This is a genomic window from Leucobacter musarum subsp. musarum (genome assembly GCF_001273845.1).
GTDB lineage: Bacteria > Actinomycetota > Actinomycetes > Actinomycetales > Microbacteriaceae > Leucobacter > Leucobacter musarum.
The window spans coordinates 363,666-382,146 of the sequence record NZ_JHBW01000065.1 but is presented as its reverse complement, the minus strand read 5'-3'; the positions used below and the strand labels follow the sequence as shown (position 1 = coordinate 382,146).

Below are 18,481 nucleotides of genomic sequence, written 5' to 3'. Positions count from 1 at the left end.
ATACAGTGAGAGCCATCTGACGGGTGACGAAGCCCGACGGTGGTCACCTCGCACGGCCCACTGTCGCTCCGATCGCCGCGCGCGAGCAAAGGAGCGACACGATGACCACGCAGCACGACCTCACCGGCACAGGTGCCGACACCGAGTGGCGCAGCTACGACGAATTCGCCGCGGGCATCGACACCTACCGGCTGCCGAATGCGGATCTCACCGGAACGCGTCTCACGCTCAAGCTCGACGACGGCTCGGTGCTCCGACTCGCCTTCGACGCCCGGGAGGTTGTGTGGAGTGCGGACGGCGCGCTCGCCGATCCCGATTCAACAGACCGCGATCACCGCGATCCGATCGATGTCGTGCGCGTTCGCGATGACGTCGTGTTCGTCAACCTGCCGCTCGTCTCCCGCGAACGCGAGTCGTTGACCGTCGTCTACTCGGAGTCGACGCACCGGGCGCTCGTCGTACGCTCCCGAATCGCGAGGCACGACCGGGCCGGAGAACCCCGGGTCGGCCAGACGTTCTGGTCAGCCGTCACCGACGGCGGCGAACCGACCGGTGAGGCACCCGGCCCGTCGCGCGACCTCATCGGGGTGCGCAACCTGTACCGGTACAGCCCCGAGCACCTCTACGAGCACGTCTACATCTCGAGCGAACGCTATGCCTGGCAGTGCATCACCGGCGTACAGCGCGGCCACGGCGACATGGATCTGTCGACGGTGTGGCGCTTTGCCGATGACCTGTACCTGTTCTGTTTTCGCGAGTTCCGGATCGCCGTGGCGAGTGCGTGGTTGCACGACCTCGGCCCGGCGAAGCGCACGACCGGCGTCTTCCTCGGCATCACCGGCTCGGGCGAGGCCGAGCACTCCCGCGCCGGAGGCCACGTGATTCCGCTCGGCACCGTCGACTATCCCGACGCGCAGCCGGTCTGACGCCAACGCGCAGCACCGGCCGGCACGGCTCCCCTTCACTTCCACCCGCATCACCATTCATTTGAGAGGACTCACCATGCAGAGACGCATCACCGCAGTCACGGCGCTCGCCGCAACCGCAGTACTCGCGCTCTCCGGCTGCGCCGGCGGCGGAGACGCAGGAGGGGGCGACGGAGCCCCGATCAAGCTCGGGTCGGTCAACACCCTGAGCGGTGCCGCAACCTTCCCCGAGGCCAGCGCCGCAGCGCAGGCAGTCTTCGACCGTGTCAACGCCGACGGCGGCATCAACGGGCACATGATCGAGTACACGACGGTCGACGACAAGGGCGATCCGGCTTCTGCCACGGCAGCCGCCCGCCAACTCGTGGGCAGCGACGAGGTCGTGGCCCTGGTCGGTGGCGCATCGCTCATCGAGTGCGAGATCAATCAGAAGTACTACGAGCAGGAGAGCGTGCTGTCGATGCCGGGGATCGGCGTCGACACCGGCTGCTTCAACTCGCCGAACATCGCGCCCACCAACGTCGGCCCGTTCAACGACATGACCCTGACGCTGCTCAACGGCTCAGAAAACCTCGGTCTCGACAACATCTGCGTGCTCCTGGAAATCGCCGGCTCCACGAAGCCCTCCTATCTCGCCGGGGTCGAGAAGTGGACGGAGATCACCGGCGACGAACCACTGCTGGTCGATGACAGCCTGCCGTACGGCGGGTCCGACTACACCCCGTACATCGTGAAAGCGAAGAACGCCGGCTGCAAGGCGATCGCGGTCAACGGCATCGAACCCGACGCGATCGGGCAGGTCAAGGCCGCGCAAGCGCAGGGCTGGGATGACGTGACCTTCCTGTTCCTCACGAGCGTCTACAGCGAGAATTTCGCTTCGGCCCTCGACTGGACCGGCAAGGGCGTGCACGTGCCCGCGGAGTTCTACCCGTTCACCGAGGACAACGAGATCAACGCCGATTGGAAGTCTCTGATGGAGGAGAACGACATCGCCCTGACCTCGTTCAGTCAGGGCGGCTACCTGGCCGCGACGAATCTGGTGACCGTGCTCTCAGGGATGGATGGTGACATCACGCGCGAGACGGTCTCGGAGGCGCTCCACAGCATGGAGCCCATCGAGAGCCCCATGGTCGCCTTCCCTTACCAGTTCGATGAGATCGCCGCGCAGGAGTTCACCCCGGGCGGCTGGCCGGTCGTGCTCGAATCGGGCACTCGCGCCTGGAAGAAGTCCTCGGATGACTGGCTGATCCCGGCCAGTTAGCCCCCCCCCCGACCTCTCGGTCGATCCCGGGTGCTCGGCACGACTTGGCGTCGCTGCCGAGCACCCGCACCGCACGCAACCCACTGGTGATCCGGCGAAGGAGCCTCATGCAGTATCAATCCCCCGTCTTCGCGCATCGCGGAGGCATCGCGTGAACGGCAGCGCGTTGCTGCAGGGCGCGCTCGCAGGTCTCGCCTCGGGTGGCCTCTACGCCGTGCTCGCCGTGACCCTCACACTGATGAGCCGTCTGGTGCGCGTCGTAAACTTCGCGCAGGCGGCGACCGGCATGTTCGCGGCGTTCGCAGCGGTGTGGTTCGCGTCAGAACTCGGCATGCCGGTGTGGACGGCGACCATCATCGGCATCATCGTCGGTGCCGCGCTCAACGGCGCGATCGGATGGATCGCGGCGACCTGGCTCGCAGAGGCGTCGGTGACGCTGCGCTCCGCGATGACCGTGGCCCCGCTCCTCATGCTCATCTCCCTTTCGTTCATCCTCTTCGGCAACAAGCCGCAGCCCTTCGAACCGATCCTCTCGGGCCCCGCATTCACCGTGGCAGGGGTCGTCGTGAGCTGGGTGACGATCGTCATGGTCGCGCTCGCCGTCGTTGTGGCGGCCGGGTGCGCGCTCCTGCTCGCACGCACCACGATCGGAACGCGGCTCCGGGCGCTCTCCGAACGTCCGACGACCGCCGAGCTGATCGGCATCTCCGCGACTCCGCTTTCCATCGGCGTGTGGGCGGCGACCGGTGCGATCTCGGCGATCACGATTCTCGTCATCGCGCCGTCGCAGTCGAACGATGCGATCAGCCTGTCCATGCTCATCATCCCGGCTTCCGCCGCCGCGCTGCTCGGCGGGTTCCGACGTCTCGACCTCGCCGTGGCCGGCGGGCTGCTGCTCGGCATCGTGTCGGGAGTCGTCGCGCAGATCCCGGCCTTCTCCTTCGTGCGCAACTTCATCCCGTTCTTGTTCATCGTCGTGCTGCTGCTCTGGTCGCAGCGGAAGGAGGTGTGGGATGCTGCCCGCTAATCGCAGACTTCGGCTCGCACTGCCGTTCGTCATCGCCGCAATCGGAATCGGTGCGGCCTGGTGGCTCAGTGCCGGACTGTCGGGATACTACGTCTTCCTCGGCATCAGCGCCCTCACCGCGATCATTGCCGTGCTCGGCCTCGGTGTGGTCACCGGCTCCGCCGGCATCATCGCGCTCTCGCAGCTCACGTTCGCCGCGATCGGCGCCTGGGTGGTTGCCTGGCTCAACACGCTTGACGCCCCCGGCGGTTTCATCGTCTGGCTCCTCGCCGGTGGAGTCGCGGGCGGACTCGCCGGCATCCTCATCGGGCTCCCCGCACTGCGGTTGCGCGGCGTCAATCTTGCGGTGGTCACGCTCGGGTTCGCCGCAGCGTTCGATGTCATGCTCGTGCAGATCCAGTTCCCGGGTTCCAACGACGGTGTGCAGGTGCAGCGCCCCGAGGCCTTCTCGAGCGACCGCGAGTACTTCTTCTTCGCCGCCATCGTGATGGTGCTCTGCGCGCTCGCGGTCTTCGGTCTGCAGCGCAGCCGCATGGGCAGCAGTTGGAAAGCGGTCGCCTTTTCGGAGCGCGGCACCGCAGCCGTCGGGCAGAGCGTCTCGGCCGCAAAACTCTCGGCATTCGCGGTCAGCGCTGCGCTCGGCGGCATTTCGGGCGGCCTCCTCGCCGGCCAGGTGCAACTCCCGTTCGCAACGAGCTTCGCACCGCTGCAGTCGCTCGCGCTGTACATCCTCGCGGTGATGAGCGGGGCCTACCTTATCGATATGGCGATCTTCGGCGGCATTCTCTGGGTCGTCGTACCCGAACTGCTGAAGAAGTGGGGCGTGCCGCAGGACTGGGGCTTCGTGGTGTTCGGGCTACTCGGCATCCAGGCGCTCACGAGCGGCTCGAACCTCGGCGAGGGTATCCGCGGTCTGCTGCGGAAGCGATCGGTCGCACGCGCGGCTGAACGCACGGCAGCCCATCCCGAAGTGGGCACAAGCGTGCTCGATGTCTTCGCCGTTCCGGAGGCCGCCGAGCCCGTTCCCGAGAGCGCCCCACCCGTCCTCGAGGTCCAGGGACTCAGCGTGCAGTTCGGTGCTCTGAAAGCGCTCGATGACGTCACGCTCACCGTGCGGCCTCGGTCGATCATGGGGCTCATCGGACCCAACGGCGCTGGCAAGTCCACGTTCGTCGATGCCGTTTCGGGCTTCTTGCCGCAGCACACCGGACGCACGTTGCTCGACGGGGTCGAGATCGGGCGGCTCTCTCCGACGCAGCGGGCTCGGCGCGGCGTCCGACGCACGTTCCAACAAGATCGCGTGCCCCCTCAGCTCACCGTCGAGGCGTACGTCCGGTTCGTCGCCCGCCGCCGCATCGACCACGATGAGCTCGCAGACGCACTCGCCTTCCTCGGCTGCCCCGCACCCGAAACACCGCTCTCAACCGTCGATGTGGGCACCCGACGCCTCATCGAGGTCGCCGCCGCGGTGCTCGCCTCGCCCCGGCTCCTCATCCTCGACGAGCCGGCGGCCGGCCTATCGCACGAGGAGCACCTGCAGTTCGGGCACCGACTCACCCGCATCCCGTCGCGCTTCGACACGGCGATCGTGCTCATCGAGCACGATCTCGATCTGGTGCGTTCGGTCTGCACGGAACTCACCGTTCTCGATTTCGGTCGTGTGCTCGCGCAGGGCCCGACGTCCGAGGTACTCGACACCCCCGCCGTGATCGCGGCGTACATGGGAGATGCGGAGATCAGCTCATGAGCGAATTACGACTGACCGGCGTGACGGTGAGCCGCGGTGCCGGCCCCGTGGTCTCCGACGTCGACCTCACCTTGCGTCCGGGCAAGATCCTCGCACTCGTCGGTCCGAACGGCGCAGGCAAGTCAAGCCTGCTGGAATCCGTCTCGGGCGTCATTCCCCAGTCAGCAGGCGATATCGAGCTCGACGGCGCATCGATCACCAAACGCAGTCGCGTGCAGCGCTCACGGGCGGGGATCGCGCATATCGAGCAGGGTCGGGCGATCTTCCCGTCGCTCACGGTGCGGGAGAACATCATGCTCACCGCGCAAACGGACGCCGTGTTCGCCGAGGTGCTGACGGCATTCCCCGAGCTCGAGAAGCGCATCGACGCTCAGTCGGTGCTGCTGTCGGGCGGCGAGCAGCAGATGGTCGTGCTCGCGCGAGCGTTCGCGGCGAAACCGCGTTTTCTGCTCATCGACGAGATGTCGCTCGGGCTCGCTCCCGTCGTCTTCATGCGCTTGCTCCCCCTGATCCAGCAGATCGCGGCGTCGGGCGTCGGGGTGCTGCTCGTCGAACAGTTCACGCACCTCGCGCTCGGCATCGCCGATGAGGCCATGGTGATCGCGAGCGGCCGCGTCAGCCACGCGCAGGGCCCCGCCGACGCACTGTCGGCGAACCCTGATCTCCTGAAAGCCGCGTACCTCGGCGGATAAACGGACGGGCGTGCACCGGTGTACCCGGTGCACGCCCGCGTCAGTGGGGTGGGCTGTTCGCGACGCTACATCCCTGCGTGCGCGAAGGCGACGGTGGGCAAATCCACGATGTGCGCGCCGCCGTCTGCGACGAGCACCGAGCCGGTCATGTACGACGACTCTCGAGATCCCAAGAACCGCACGATCGAGGCGATTTCATCCGGGTCAGCCGGTCGCCCCAGTGGCACATCTGCGGTCACCGCCGCGTAGCCTGCCTCGCGATCGGCGATCTGCGCCGCGTGGTCGGCGAACTCGTCCATTTCGGCATCGGCCATCGGCGTGCGCACCCAGCCGGGGCAGACCGCATTGACACGCACTCCGGCCCTGCCGTAGTCCCGCGCCAGGCTGCGCGTCAACCCGATGAGCGCGTGCTTGCCGACCGTGTAGCCGGCAACCGAGGGGCCGGCGAAGAGTCCCGCGAGCGACGACACGACAACGATCTCGCTGCTCCCATTCGACGCCGCACTCGCGGTCAAGGCGGGCAGGGTTTCGCGCGCCATCACGAACGCCGTCGTCAAGTTCGCCGTGATCGCCGCGTTCCAGTCCGCGTCGCTCGTCTCGCCGACTGCGGCGAAGCCGTGGCCGCCCGCGTTGGCGACGAGCACGTCGACCGAGCCGAAGTGCGCAACGATGCGGGCGATGGCAGCGCGGGCAGATTCAGCGTCTGCGGCATCGGCGACGACCGGCAGTGCTCCCGTCGCCGCGGCAACGGCTTCGAGGGGTTCGCGGCGACGACCGATGATGGCGACCGACGCCCCTCGCTCGCGTATCGTTGCGCGATCGCCGCGCCGATACCGGTGCCTCCGCCGGTGATCACGATGACGCGCTCGCGCATCGATTGCTGTTCAGGCATGGTCGTCGTCCCTTCGTCGATGAATGGGCTCGGCACGTTGATCGGTGCCGCACTCCTCCAGCTTGCCGTGCCCGCTGATCCGCAATGAGATTCGGTCTCCCTGACGCAACATCGACGCACGCAGGGTCAATGTCGGCGGGTGCCTCGCTGAAAGACTGAGAGCGACCCGCGCGCGGTGGCGTGCGCGGCCCCGTACGACGACGAACGGAGTCACTGATGACCTCGCCCACACCCGAAGTGATCCTCATCGATGCCCGCATCTACACCGTCGACGCTGATCGGCCCTGGGCCGAGGCGATCGCGATCGCGAACGGTCGCATCATCGCGGTCGGCACCACCGACGAGATCACTGCGCTCGCGCACCCATCGACCGTCGTCCGTGACCTCGGCGGCGCATTTGTGATGCCCGGGCTCGTCGACGTGCACAACCATCATTTTCTTGCCGGCAAAGAAGACCTCTTCGAGTTGCGCGTGCCGATCGGCGCGACGATCGATGGCATCATCGCAGCCGTCGCCGAGCACGCTTCGGGCCTCCCTGAAGACGCGTGGGTCGTGGGCGGCCCATGGGCGAGCGATCGTCTGGGCGACGTCAGCACGGCGGCCGCACTGGCGCGTCTCGATGCCGCCGCCGGCGGGCGGCCCGTGATGCTCTCAGACGACTCTCACCACAATCGGTGGGTCAGTAGCCGGGCCCTCGCTATCGCCGAGATCACGGTCGGACACGAGGGGGCGCTCGTTGATTCCGAGCATCCGGATCGCCTCACCGGAGTGCTGCTCGAAGCCGCAGGCATTCCCGTCGCTCAGGCGCACGCCGCCGCAGGAGGGCTCACCGTCGATCAGGAACGGCGGGCATCACAACGTGGTGTCGAGATTCTGAACTCCTACGGCATCACTGCCTTCCAAGATGCCGGGGTCTCCACACACATCCTCGGCGCTCTGCACGCGCTCGATATCGCAGGAGATCTCACTGCTTGGGTGGTGAGTTCGATGCTCATCAACGACGAGATCTTCGGGTTCTCCGACATCGGCGAAGATCTGGTGTTCGACGGTGAACGCTTCCGCTCCGAACATCACCGCCCCGATTTCGTGAAGATCTTCTTGGACGGTGTGCCCCCGACGCGCACCGGCGCGTTCCTCGAGCCGTATCTCCCCGACGATGCCCACGGCGATCACTTCCGCGGAGAAACGCTGCTCGACCCCGCGGCGCTCACCGAATGGCTGCGCCGTGTGGCGGCCGTGGGGCTCTCCGCAAAGATCCACTGCACCGGAGACGCCTCGGTGCACGCCGTGCTCAACGCGGTAGAGCAGTTGCGCACGGACGGGATCACCGCGCCGCGCTACCAAGTGGCGCATGGGCAGTTCGTGCATCCCGATGACATCCCGCGCTTCGCCGCGCTCGGGGTCTCGGCGGATATCTCCCCGTTCATCTGGGTGCCGGGGCCGATCGTCGAGGCTATTCGTGAGGTGCTCCCCCGCGAGCGCGCCGACCGCATCCAACCGAACCGCGCGCTCATCGATGCCGGCGCCGTGGTCGCCGGCGGCTCAGATTGGCCGGTGTCCCCCTCACCCAATGCATGGGAGGGCATTCACGGGCTCGTCACCCGTGAGGACCCGACCGGCGACTACCCCGGCACACTCTGGCCGGAGCAGGCGATCACGCTCGAGGAGGCGATCGCCGCGTTCACCGCGAACGGGGCGGAGGCCATGGGCCTCGGCGACGAAACCGGCACCATCACACCCGGCAAGTCCGCGGACTTCGTGCTGCTCGACCGCGATCCGTTCACGCATCCGCCGCACGAACTCGCGCGGACGACCGTCACCGAGACCTGGTTCGCCGGTCGATGCGTGTTCGTGCGTCGACCGGCCGACGCATAATCGACGAAAGGAATACCGATGTCGCACCGTCTGCTCGTCCTGTATCCGGAACCGCTCGATCACGCCGCCTTCGAGCAGCATTACCGGCATATCCATCTGCCGCTCTGCGCCCGGCTCCCCGGGGTGCGCGACATCTCATTCGCCATCGGCATCACTGATGCGCCGTACTTCGCAGTCTTCGAGGCAACCTTCGAAGACGCCGAGCAGCTGCGTGCCGCCATGGCCTCGCCGGCCGGCCGCGAGGTCGAGGCCGATGTGCCCCGATACGCGACCGGTGGTGCGATCGTTCTGGATTTCCCCGTCGAGCACCCCGCGGGCTGAGCGCACTCGCCGCGGGTTTCCGGGAGGAGCTGAGCGCGCAACACACGGTGAAATCAGGGCCGGCGGAGCTGCTCCGCCGGCCCTGATGTGCGCTTCGCGACGGTGTCGATCAGGCCGAAGCCGCAGCGTCGTCAAGCAGGAATCGCGCACCCAGCTCACCGATGAGCACGGCCGGTGCGTTCGTGTTGCCCGTGGTGATGCGCGGCATGATCGACGCGTCAATCACTCGCAGCCCGTCAACGCCGTGCACCGCCAAGCGCGGTGAGACGACCGACAGCGAGTCGATGCCCATCTTGCAGGTGCCGACCTGATGGTGATAGGTCGCGACGGTCTCGCGCACGTAGTTCACCAGGTCGTCGCCGTCACTGATTTCGGCTCCGGGATAGACCTCGCGAGCTCCCCATGCCTCCGCGAGTGCGTCCTGCTGTCCGATGCGACGGCACTGCTGCACGGAGGCAACGAGCGACGCGACGTCGTCATCGTGTCCGAGTGCGTCCAGATCGATGCGCACCGGGTCGCTCGCGTGCGGCCCCGACAGCGTGAGCGATCCGCGCGCCTGCGGCGTCACCAACCCCGCCATGAACGTGAAACCGTCCGACGACCTGGGCTCGAGGAAATCGCCGTACATCGGCACCGAGAAGTTGATCGGCTGCGTATCGGGTCGATCGAGTTCGTCTCGACTCTTCCAGAAGAGATGGGTCTGCGTCACCGAACGGCCGGGCTCGGGGGCGCCGACCGGTCGCTCGGTCTCGAAGATGACCGGCGCGAGGAGGTGATCGTGCAGATTCTTGCCGACGCCCGGCAGGTCGACTCGGCTCTCGATCCCGACCTCGCGCAGTTCTTCGGCCGGGCCAATCCCTGACCGCAGCAGCACTCGCGGCGAGTCGAGCGCACCCGCAGCAAGCACGACCTCATCGGCGAAGAGTTCTTTCAGCTCGCCGCCCTGCGCGTAACGCACCCCGACCACGCGGGGGCGATCCTGCCCCGCCGCATTGTCGAAGAGCAGCTCATGGACGTGGCACCCGACTTCGACGCGCACGGCATCGCGCACGGGTTTCAAGTAGGCCATGTAGCTGTTGAGACGTGCACCATCACGCACAGTGATCTGCTGCTGCGACACTCCATCGAGCTCGGCGCCGTTGTAATCGGGGTTCAGTGGGAGCCCCTCCGCGACGGCCGCGTCGATGATCGATTGCTGGATCGGCGCGAGCTCGTACTCGTCGGTGATGTCGAGCAGCCCGTCGGCGCCGCGCACCCCGGTGCCATCGCCGGCGCCGTGGAAGCGTTCGATGTCGCGATATACCGGAGCGACATCGGCCCACGCCCAACCATCGTTGCCGAGCGATGCCCAGTGGTCGAAGTCGAGCGGTGAGCACCGTACCCAGATCATCGCGTTGAGTGCGTGCGAACCGCCGAGCACCTTGCCTCGGGGCAGATGCAGCCGATGCCCGTTCGCACCCGCCTGCGGTTCGGTGTAGTAGTCCCAGTCGTCGGCACTGTGCCAGAGTTCGCCCATGCGCATGGGATCATGAATCGCCGCATTCGTGTCCTCACCGCCGGCCTCGAGCACGGTGACCGAGACCCCCGCATCGGCGAGCCGCCTCGCGACCACTGACCCGGCGGAACCGGCTCCCACCACGATCACGTTGCGCACCTCCGTGCGTGACTCCTGCGACATGTGCGTTCCTCTCCGGCGCGGCACCGTCGCCGCATACCTCCTTCTCATGACGATTCCATTTCCATCGGGTGACCGTCGAGAGGTCGCGCCCAAGCGTGCCCGAATCGTCAAGGCGACTGCTCACTCAGACAAGCACCCACGAGGGCTCCGCTCGTAGCCTGATCCCATCAGGATCCGGATCTCGAAGCGGAGGACCCATGCACACCTACGACAGCTTGCTGGCAGCCATCACCCCGACGGGCGGTGAGACCCGCGACGTGTTCGACCCCGCAACCGGCGCGCGCATCGGCACGGCCCCCGTCGCCGATGTCGCGCAATTGCACGCCGCAATCGACCGCGCGGAGGCAGCGCAAAGCTCGTGGGCCGCGCTGCCCGACGCCGAGCGCATCGCGTACCTGCATCGCGCCGCAGACGCGATCGAGGAATCCTCTGAGGCGCTCGCCGAACTGCTGTCGCGCGAGCAGGGCAAGCCGCTGAACGGCCCCAACGCTCGCTTCGAGGTCGGCGGTTGCGTCGCGTGGACGCGGGCCGCTGCCGACACCCCACTGCCCGTCGAGGTCATCATCGATGATGAGTCGGGCTACGCCGAGATGCATTACCGGCCACTCGGCATCGTCGGTGCCATCTCGCCGTGGAACTGGCCGATGATGATCTCCATCTGGCAGATCGCACCGTCGCTGCGCATGGGCAATACCGTCGTCATCAAGCCCGCCGAGACCACCTCGCTGTCGGTGCTCGCACTCGTCGCCGTGATGAACGAGGTACTCCCCGAGGGCGTGCTCAATATCGTGGCCGGCCCCGGCAGCACTGTGGGCGACGCGCTCACCCGCAGCCCGAAGATCGGCAAGATCATGTTCACGGGTTCAACCCCGGTGGGCAAGCGCATCATCGAGGCGTCCGCTGCGAATGTCGCGCGGCTGACGCTCGAGCTCGGCGGCAATGACGCCGGAATCGTGCTGCCCGATGTCGATCCCGCCACGATCGCGGAGGATCTGTTCTGGGGCGCGTTCATCAACACCGGCCAGACCTGCGCGGCGCTGAAGCGCTTGTACGTGCACGACTCGGTGTACGACGCCGTCGTCGATGAGCTCGCGAAGGTCGCCGCCGCCGTGCCGATGGGCGTCGGCCTCGAGGAGCAGAACGTGCTCGGGCCGCTGCAGAACCGCGCGCAGTTCGAGGAGGTGGATCGCCTCGTCGAGTCGGCGAAGGCTTCGGGCGCTCGCGTGGTGTTGGGCGGCGAGCCGGATCGCGAGGCCGTGGGCAACTTCTACCCGACCACGCTGATCGCGGATATCGACCCGCACAACGACCTCGTGGTCGAGGAACAGTTCGGCCCGGCCCTCCCCATCATCCGCTACTCGGATCTCGATGAGGTCATCGGGCTCGCCAACGAGCTCGAGTTCGGTCTCGGCTCCTCGGTGTGGTCGTCGGATCGCGCCAGCGCCCTCGCGGTCGCCGCGCGTCTGCAGGCGGGCACCACGTGGATCAACTCGCACGGCGGGCTGCACCCGATGATTCCGTTCGGCGGCGCGAAGCAGTCGGGGTATGGCCGAGAGTTCGGTGTGGCGGGCCTCAAAGCTGTCGCCGAGCCCCACGTCATCAGCGGCTGAGAGAAGCCGAGGCCCCGCGAGGTCTTCCCGCCCGCACATCACGGGCTACGTTCCCGTCGAGCGCACCCCTTTCTCGCGAACGCACCGGTTACCCGGGCGTGCATTCGCGAGAAAGGGGTGCGTTCGGCGCGAGTCGCGCGCCGCGGGCCGGGGCTCGGGTGCGCGGGGGCCAGAGCCCGCGCACCCACCAAAACGACTGAGGGGCTGGATCCAAATGGATCCAGCCCCTCAGTCGTTGAGCGAGAAGTTACCAGCGCGGCTTGCGCTTGCCGTCGGAGCGATCCGAGCCGAAGTCGCGGCCGCCGCGGTCGTCGCGGTTGCCGTAGCCACCCGAGCGCCCGCCGCGATCATCACGGTTACCGCCGTAGCCGCCACCCGAGCGCCCACCGCGGTCGTCACGGTTGCCGCCGTAGCCACCACCCGAACGGCCACCACGATCGTCACGGTTGCCGCCGTAGCCGCCATCGCGCCCACCGCGATCGTCGCGCGACCAGCGATCGCCGCCGCCGGAACGCCCACCACGATCGTCGCGATCGCGACCGTAGCCGCCGGAGCGCCCACCGCGATCATTGCCGCCGCGATCGCCACGGTCGTAGCCGCCGCGACCGCCACGACCACCGCGGTCGTCGAAGCCCTTGCCGCGGGGCGCGGGGCCGTTGTCTTCGCGGAGGTTGATCGGTTTGCCGCCGATCTGCGTATCTTCGAGGCGCGCGATCGACTCTGCGGAGAGCTTTGCGGGCAGCTCGACCAGCGAGAAGTCGTCACGAATCTGGATGCGGCCGAAGTCGTCGCGAGTCAGCCCGCCCTCGTTCGCGATCGCACCAATGATCTGACCCGGCTGCACGTTCTGACGGCGGCCGACCTCGATGCGGTACATGCGGAGGTCGTCGCGGCGCTCGCGCGGCCCGCGGTCTTCGCGCGCCGGGCGGTCGCGGCCGCCGGCGGAGTCGTCGAGGAACTTCGCGGCCTGCTTGCGGTCGCGCTCGAACTTGCGGTCGTCTTCTTCGGTGAGCAGCAGCGGTCGATCGCCCTGCGACACCACGGCGAGTGCGGCGGCGACGTCGGTCTCGGGCACATCGTGGTGTCGCACGTAGTGCGCGATGATGTCACGGAACGCGTCGATGCGACGGGTCTCTGAGAGCGCAGAGGTGATCGCGTCATCGAAGCGCGAGAGGCGGGTCGCATTGACCTCGTCGACCATCGGCAGCGGCATCTGGGTGAGCGGCTGCTTGGTGGCTTTCTCGATCGCCTTCAGCAGACGCTGCTCGCGAGGCGTGACGAAGCTAATCGCGTCGCCGGTGCGGCCGGCGCGGCCGGTGCGGCCGATGCGGTGCACGTACGACTCGGTGTCGATCGGCAGGTCGTAGTTGATGACGTGGCTGATGCGCTCGACGTCGAGACCGCGAGCGGCGACGTCGGTGGCGACGAGAATGTCGAGCTTGCCGTCTTTCAGCGCCTGCACGGTGCGCTCGCGCTGCGCCTGCTGGATGTCGCCGTTGATGGCGGCGGCCGAATAGCCGCGGGCGCGCAGCTTCTCGGCGACCTGCTCGGAGTCACCGCGGGTTCGGGTGAAGACGATCATGCCGTCGAACTCTTCGACCTCGAGAATGCGCGTGAGCGCGTCGAGCTTCTGCGTGTACGACACCACGTTGTAGCGCTGCGTGATGTTCGAGCTCGTCTGCGTCTTGCCGGCGATCTTGACCTCGCGCGGGTCGTTCAGGTGCTGCTGCGAGATGCGGCGGATCTGCGCGGGCATGGTCGCCGAGAAGAGCGCGACCTGCTTGGTGCTCGGGGTGTCGGCGAGGATCGTCTCGACATCCTCGGCGAAGCCCATCTTGAGCATTTCGTCGGCCTCGTCGAGCACGAGGAACTTGATTTCGGTGAGGTCGAGCGAGCCGCGCTTCAGGTGGTCCATGATGCGGCCCGGCGTACCCACGACGATATCGACGCCGCGGCGCAGCGCGGAGAGCTGCTGGCCGTAGGCCTGGCCGCCGTAGACGGGAAGCAGGTGCACGTCGAGGTGAGTGGCGTAGCTTTCGAATGCCTCGCACACCTGGAGTGCGAGTTCGCGTGTGGGGGCGAGCACGAGTGCCTGGGGCACTCCCTGGCCTGGAGTGATGCGGGAGAGGATCGGAAGTGCGAATGCAGCGGTCTTGCCGGTGCCCGTCTGCGCGAGGCCGACGACGTCGGTTCCCTCGAGCAGCACGGGGATGGTCGCGGCTTGAATCGCGGAGGGGGTCTCGTATCCGACCTCCGTTACCGCGCGGAGCACCTCGGGCGCGAGGCCCAGGTCGGCGAAGGTAATGCGCTCGCCCTCGGTTTCGGTCGGGGCAGCGTTCTCGGAAGAGGTCATCATACTAGTCTACCCCGTTCCCGCATGCTGCGAGTGCGCACGCCGTGACGTCATCGACCTGGCGCTCGCGGTCCATTCAGGGTTCACGCACGCCGCACCCACAGCACCCTGGCGTCCGTGCGGTCAGATCGTATACGATCTACCCAACCGCGAACGACAACGGAGGTCACGTGCTCGAGCAGACGCAGATTGCAGCCATCGCCGACGAACTGGTGCAGGCGGATAAGGATCGCGCGATCCTCCCCCGACTCACCGCCCGCTACCCCGACATGGTGATCGAAGATTCGTACGCCATTCAGAAGGAGTGGTCGGATCGCCGCATCACCGCCGGGGCCCGTCTCGTCGGGCACAAGATCGGTCTCACCTCGAAGGTGATGCAGGTCGCCACCGGCATCAGCGAGCCCGACTACGGCGTCATTCACGACGACATGGTGCTCGAGTCCGGGGCGACGATCGAGTTCGACAAGTTCTCGAACGTGCGCATCGAGGTGGAGCTGGCGTTCGTGCTCGCGAAGCCGCTCTCGGGGCCGAACGTCACACTCTTCGACGTGCTCGACGCGACGGCGTATGTCGTGCCGGCGCTCGAGATCCTGAACTCGCACCTGGAGCTGGAGGGTCGCACCATCGTCGACACCATCAGCGACAACGCTGCGATGGGCGCGATGGTCGTCGGCGGCCGCCCGGTGCGCGTCGACGAACTCGACCTCACGTGGGCGAAGGCCCTGCTGTACCGCAACGAGACCATCGAGGATTCGGGTGTGGCCGGTGCCGTGCTCGGACACCCGGCACTCGGCGTCGTCTGGCTCGCCAACAAGCTCGCGCAGCACGGCCAGTCGCTCGAGGCCGGCGAGATCATCCTCGCCGGTTCGTTCACGAAGCCGATGTGGGTCGAGCGCGGCGACACCGTGCACGCCGACTACCACGAGCTGGGATCGGTGACATGCCGATTCATCTGAGCCTCCCAGAGACGCTGCGGGATCGCCTGGCGTCCGCAGGCCGCGCCCTCATCGGCCTGTGGGCCTCTGCCAGCAGCCCCGTCACCGCTGAGATCGTCGCCGGCAGCGGGTGCGACTGGGTGCTGCTCGACGCCGAGCACTCCCCCAACGGCCTCGAGTCGGTACTCGCCCAGCTCCATGCGATGTCGGCGTACCCGGTCGCACCCCTCGTGCGCGTGCCCTTCGGCGACACCGTGCTACTCAAGCAGTTCCTCGATCTCGGCGCGCAGAACCTGCTCGTGCCGATGGTCGATTCGGCCGAGCAAGCCGAGGAGATCGTGCGTGCGGTGCGGTACCCGCCGCGCGGAGTACGCGGCGTCGGCTCGGCTCTCGCCCGTTCGGCTCGCTGGAACCGGGTCGAGGGCTACCTCGGTCGAGCTGACGAGACCATCAGCTTGACCGTGCAGATCGAGTCGGCGGCGGCCGTCGCCGATGCCGAACGGATCCTCGCGGTGGACGGCGTCGACGCGATCTTCATCGGCCCGTCGGATCTCGCGGCGTCAATGGGGCTGCTCGGTCAGCAGAACCACCCCGACGTGGTCGCCGCGGTCCTCGCCACCATCGAGCGCGCCGTCGCTGCGGGCAAGCCCGCCGGCGTCAACGCATTCGTTCCGGAGGACGCGGAGCGCTACATCGCCGCCGGCGCTTCATTCGTCGCCGTAGGAGCAGACGTCGCGATCCTCGCCCGGCAGACCGAAGCACTGGTTGCTCGATTCGTCGGCGATGACGCGACGCCGCAGAGGGCGTCGTACTAATCCGACAGCGGCATGTGCCGCATGTGCGGAGTTTTCGAGTCGGCCCAGAGGGCGCCCTCGACAACCCGCACCAGATCGTATACGATTTCAGATACAACGAAGAAGTGAGGCCCCGATGACGTACGGAATCGAGCAACTCGGCATCGAGACGCCCGGCAAAGTCATTGCCGTGCACCTGAACTACCCGTCGCGCATCGCACAGCGAGGTCGCACCCCGGCACAGCCGTCGTACTTCCTCAAGCCCGCTTCGTCGCTTGCACCGACCGGCGGCACCGTCGAGCGCCCCGCGGGCACCGAGCTGCTGGCATTCGAAGGCGAGATCGCACTCGTCATCGGCGAGCAGGCCCGCAACGTCTCCCCCGAGCAGGGCTGGCAGCACGTCGCCGCGGTCACTGCCGCGAACGATCTCGGCCTGTACGACCTACGCGCTGCCGACAAGGGCTCGAACCTGCGCAACAAGGGTGGCGACGGGTTCACCCCGATCGGACCGCGCGCGATCTCGACGGCGGATATCGGGCAGGACGCCTGGCGCGTGCGCACCTGGGTCAACGGTGCACTCGTGCAGGAAGACACGAGCGATACACTCGCGTTCCCCTTCGGCCGACTGGTCGCCGACCTGTCGCAGCACCTCACGCTTGAGACCGGCGATGTAATCCTCACCGGCACTCCCGCGGGCTCCTCCGTGGTCGTTCCGGGCGACGTCGTCGAGGTCGAGGTCGACGCGCCGGCCGCGCCGGGCGCCCCGACCACGGGTCGCCTCTCGACCACCGTCACGCAGGGCACCACCGAGTTCGGCGACTTCGGCTCGAAGCCGCAGATCGACGACCTGCAGCGCATCGAAGCGTGGGGCGATGAGGCGGCGCACGCCGCCGCGGTCGCCGCCGGCCGCGCCACCCCGCTCGATGCCAACGCCCCAGCCGAGGCCCCACCTGCAGCACCCACGTTGACCGACGAGATTCGCGCGCAGCTCGACGGCGTCGCGGTCGCCACCGTCTCGGGGGCGCTCCGCAAGCGCGGATACGTCGACATCTTCATCGACGGCGTGCACCCGAACCACGAGGGCGACACGATCCTCGGCACCGCGAAGACCCTCCGCTTCATCCCGTTCCGCCCCGATCTCTTCAAGCAATATGGCGGTGGCTTCAACGCCCAGAAGCGCGCGTTTGACACGGTGAATCCCGGTGAGGTGCTCGTGGTCGAGGCGCGCGGCGTACCCGAGACCGGCACCGTCGGCGACGTGCTCGCGCTGCGCGCGCAGGTGCGCGGTGCCGCAGGCATTGTCACCGACGGCGGCGTGCGCGACTTCGCAGCGGTGCAAGCATTCGACATCCCCGTGTTCTCACAGGGGGCGCACCCCAGCGTGCTGGGGCGCCGCCACGTGCCGTGGGAGGTCGACGTCGCCGTCGCCTGCGGCGGTGCTGCCGTGCAGCCCGGCGACATCATCATGGGCGACCGCGACGGCGTCATCGTGATCCCGCCGTTCCTGCTCGCAGAGGTGGCCGCCGAGGCCGCCGCGCAAGAGGCCGCAGACGCGTGGGTCGCCGAGCAGGTCGCGGGCGGCGCCCCCGTCGACGGGCTCTTCCCGATGAACGCCGAGTGGCGGGCGAAGTACGACGCCCACGTCGCCAGCGATGCTCCGAAAGCGCAGGTCTGACCGTGGCTGCCGAATCCAAGTCCGAAATCGCCTACCGACTGATCCGCGAGCGCATCGATAGCGGCCAGTACGGCCCCGGATATCGCCTCGTGCTGGCCCCGATCGCGAACGAGCTCGACATGTCGGTGGTGCCCGTGCGCGAGGCGATCCGCCGCCTCGAAGCCGAGCAGCTCGTGACGTTCGAGCGCAACATCGGCGCCCAGGTGGCGCTGCTGAAGGAAACCGAGTATCAGCACACGATGGAGACCCTGGCGCTCGTCGAGGGTTCCGCGACCGCGCTGAGCGCCCCGACGTTGACCGCCGATCAGCTGCGCCGAGCCACCGAGGTCAATGAGCGCATGCGCAGCAGCCTCGAGCACTTCGACCCGCACTACTTCACGGAACTCAACCTCGAGTTCCACCGCGTGCTCTTCGAGACGTGCCCCAATCCGCACATCCTCGATCTCGTGCACCGCGGCTGGAACCGCATGCGCATGCTCCGCGATTCCTCATTCGGATTCGTTCCCGAGCGCGCGCACGAGTCCGTCGCCGAGCACGATCGCATCCTGCAGTTGCTTGCAGATCGTGCCCCCGCAATCGAGGTCGAGTTGGCGGCTCGCGAGCATCGACTCGCCACGCTGCACGCCGTACTCGAGCGCCAGCAGCAGCCGCACGCCTCGGCAGCGGATTCTGCGGCCTGAGCCGCACCCCTTCCC

15 protein-coding genes are annotated in these 18,481 nt (G+C 67.6%); 12 read left to right on the top strand and 3 right to left on the bottom strand.

Translation table 11 applies throughout. From position 1 onward, the window contains the following. The first annotated feature begins 101 nt into the window (after nt 1-101). From CH42_RS04605 to CH42_RS04585, 5 genes are all read left to right on the top strand, one after another. Nucleotides 102-926: a MoaF C-terminal domain-containing protein gene (locus CH42_RS04605; protein ID WP_053352009.1), complete on the top strand. Its 825-nt coding sequence runs from the start codon at nt 102-104 to the stop codon at nt 924-926. Nucleotides 927-1,002: 76 nt separating this feature from the next. Continuing rightward, a complete protein-coding gene (locus CH42_RS04600; RefSeq protein WP_053352008.1) occupies nt 1,003-2,187 on the top strand; it encodes an ABC transporter substrate-binding protein in 1,185 nt (394 codons plus the stop codon). A gap of 151 nt (nt 2,188-2,338) precedes the next feature. Further along, entirely contained in the window at nt 2,339-3,214 is an 876-nt protein-coding gene (locus CH42_RS04595; protein WP_082309289.1) for a branched-chain amino acid ABC transporter permease, read from the top strand. Further along, a complete protein-coding gene (locus CH42_RS04590) occupies nt 3,201-4,961 on the top strand; it encodes a branched-chain amino acid ABC transporter ATP-binding protein/permease (protein WP_053352007.1) in 1,761 nt (586 codons plus the stop codon). The genes CH42_RS04595 and CH42_RS04590 overlap by 14 nt, the downstream gene beginning before the upstream one ends. Continuing rightward, the gene (locus CH42_RS04585) at nt 4,958-5,653 is read left to right on the top strand and encodes an ABC transporter ATP-binding protein (RefSeq protein ID WP_053352006.1); all 696 of its coding nucleotides are present in this window, start codon (nt 4,958-4,960) and stop codon (nt 5,651-5,653) included. Before CH42_RS04590 ends, CH42_RS04585 begins: the two co-directional genes overlap by 4 nt. Before the next feature lie 65 nt (nt 5,654-5,718). On the opposite strand, the gene CH42_RS04580 is transcribed toward CH42_RS04585, so the two are convergent. After that, complete coding sequence (locus CH42_RS04580; RefSeq protein WP_239683944.1) at nt 5,719-6,432, bottom strand: SDR family NAD(P)-dependent oxidoreductase; 714 nt, start codon at nt 6,430-6,432, stop codon at nt 5,719-5,721. A gap of 329 nt (nt 6,433-6,761) precedes the next feature. Between CH42_RS04580 and CH42_RS04575 the strand changes: the two genes are divergently transcribed. Beyond that, the gene (locus CH42_RS04575) at nt 6,762-8,420 is read left to right on the top strand and encodes an amidohydrolase (protein WP_053352005.1); all 1,659 of its coding nucleotides are present in this window, start codon (nt 6,762-6,764) and stop codon (nt 8,418-8,420) included. 18 nt (nt 8,421-8,438) lie between these two features. Further along, nucleotides 8,439-8,741 carry an EthD family reductase gene (locus CH42_RS04570; protein ID WP_053352004.1) on the top strand — a complete coding sequence of 101 codons (303 nt, stop codon included), beginning with the start codon at nt 8,439-8,441 and terminating at the stop codon, nt 8,739-8,741. 109 nt (nt 8,742-8,850) lie between these two features. On the opposite strand, the gene CH42_RS04565 is transcribed toward CH42_RS04570, so the two are convergent. Continuing rightward, nucleotides 8,851-10,419, bottom strand: a complete 1,569-nt coding sequence (locus CH42_RS04565; protein ID WP_053352003.1) for a GMC family oxidoreductase — start codon at nt 10,417-10,419, stop codon at nt 8,851-8,853. 197 nt (nt 10,420-10,616) lie between these two features. Between CH42_RS04565 and CH42_RS04560 the strand changes: the two genes are divergently transcribed. After that, nucleotides 10,617-12,029, top strand: coding sequence for an aldehyde dehydrogenase family protein (locus tag CH42_RS04560; RefSeq protein ID WP_053352002.1), 1,413 nt, complete (start codon nt 10,617-10,619; stop codon nt 12,027-12,029). A 247-nt stretch (nt 12,030-12,276) separates the two neighbouring features. Here CH42_RS04560 and CH42_RS04555 read toward each other — a convergent pair whose 3' ends face one another. Next, on the bottom strand, nt 12,277-14,385 hold the full coding sequence (locus CH42_RS04555; RefSeq protein ID WP_053352001.1) for a DEAD/DEAH box helicase: 2,109 nt from the start codon (nt 14,383-14,385) through the stop codon (nt 12,277-12,279). A 167-nt stretch (nt 14,386-14,552) separates the two neighbouring features. Between CH42_RS04555 and hpaH the strand changes: the two genes are divergently transcribed. From hpaH to CH42_RS04535, 4 genes are all read left to right on the top strand, one after another. After that, the gene (gene hpaH / locus CH42_RS04550; RefSeq protein ID WP_053352000.1) at nt 14,553-15,338 is read left to right on the top strand and encodes a 2-oxo-hept-4-ene-1,7-dioate hydratase; all 786 of its coding nucleotides are present in this window, start codon (nt 14,553-14,555) and stop codon (nt 15,336-15,338) included. After that, nucleotides 15,323-16,132, top strand: coding sequence for an HpcH/HpaI aldolase family protein (locus tag CH42_RS04545; protein WP_053351999.1), 810 nt, complete (start codon nt 15,323-15,325; stop codon nt 16,130-16,132). The genes hpaH and CH42_RS04545 overlap by 16 nt, the downstream gene beginning before the upstream one ends. A 115-nt stretch (nt 16,133-16,247) precedes the next feature. Beyond that, entirely contained in the window at nt 16,248-17,786 is a 1,539-nt protein-coding gene (locus tag CH42_RS04540) for a fumarylacetoacetate hydrolase family protein (protein WP_053351998.1), read from the top strand. A gap of 2 nt (nt 17,787-17,788) precedes the next feature. Beyond that, on the top strand, nt 17,789-18,466 hold the full coding sequence (locus CH42_RS04535) for a GntR family transcriptional regulator (protein ID WP_053351997.1): 678 nt from the start codon (nt 17,789-17,791) through the stop codon (nt 18,464-18,466). The last annotated feature ends 15 nt before the right edge of the window (nt 18,467-18,481 follow it).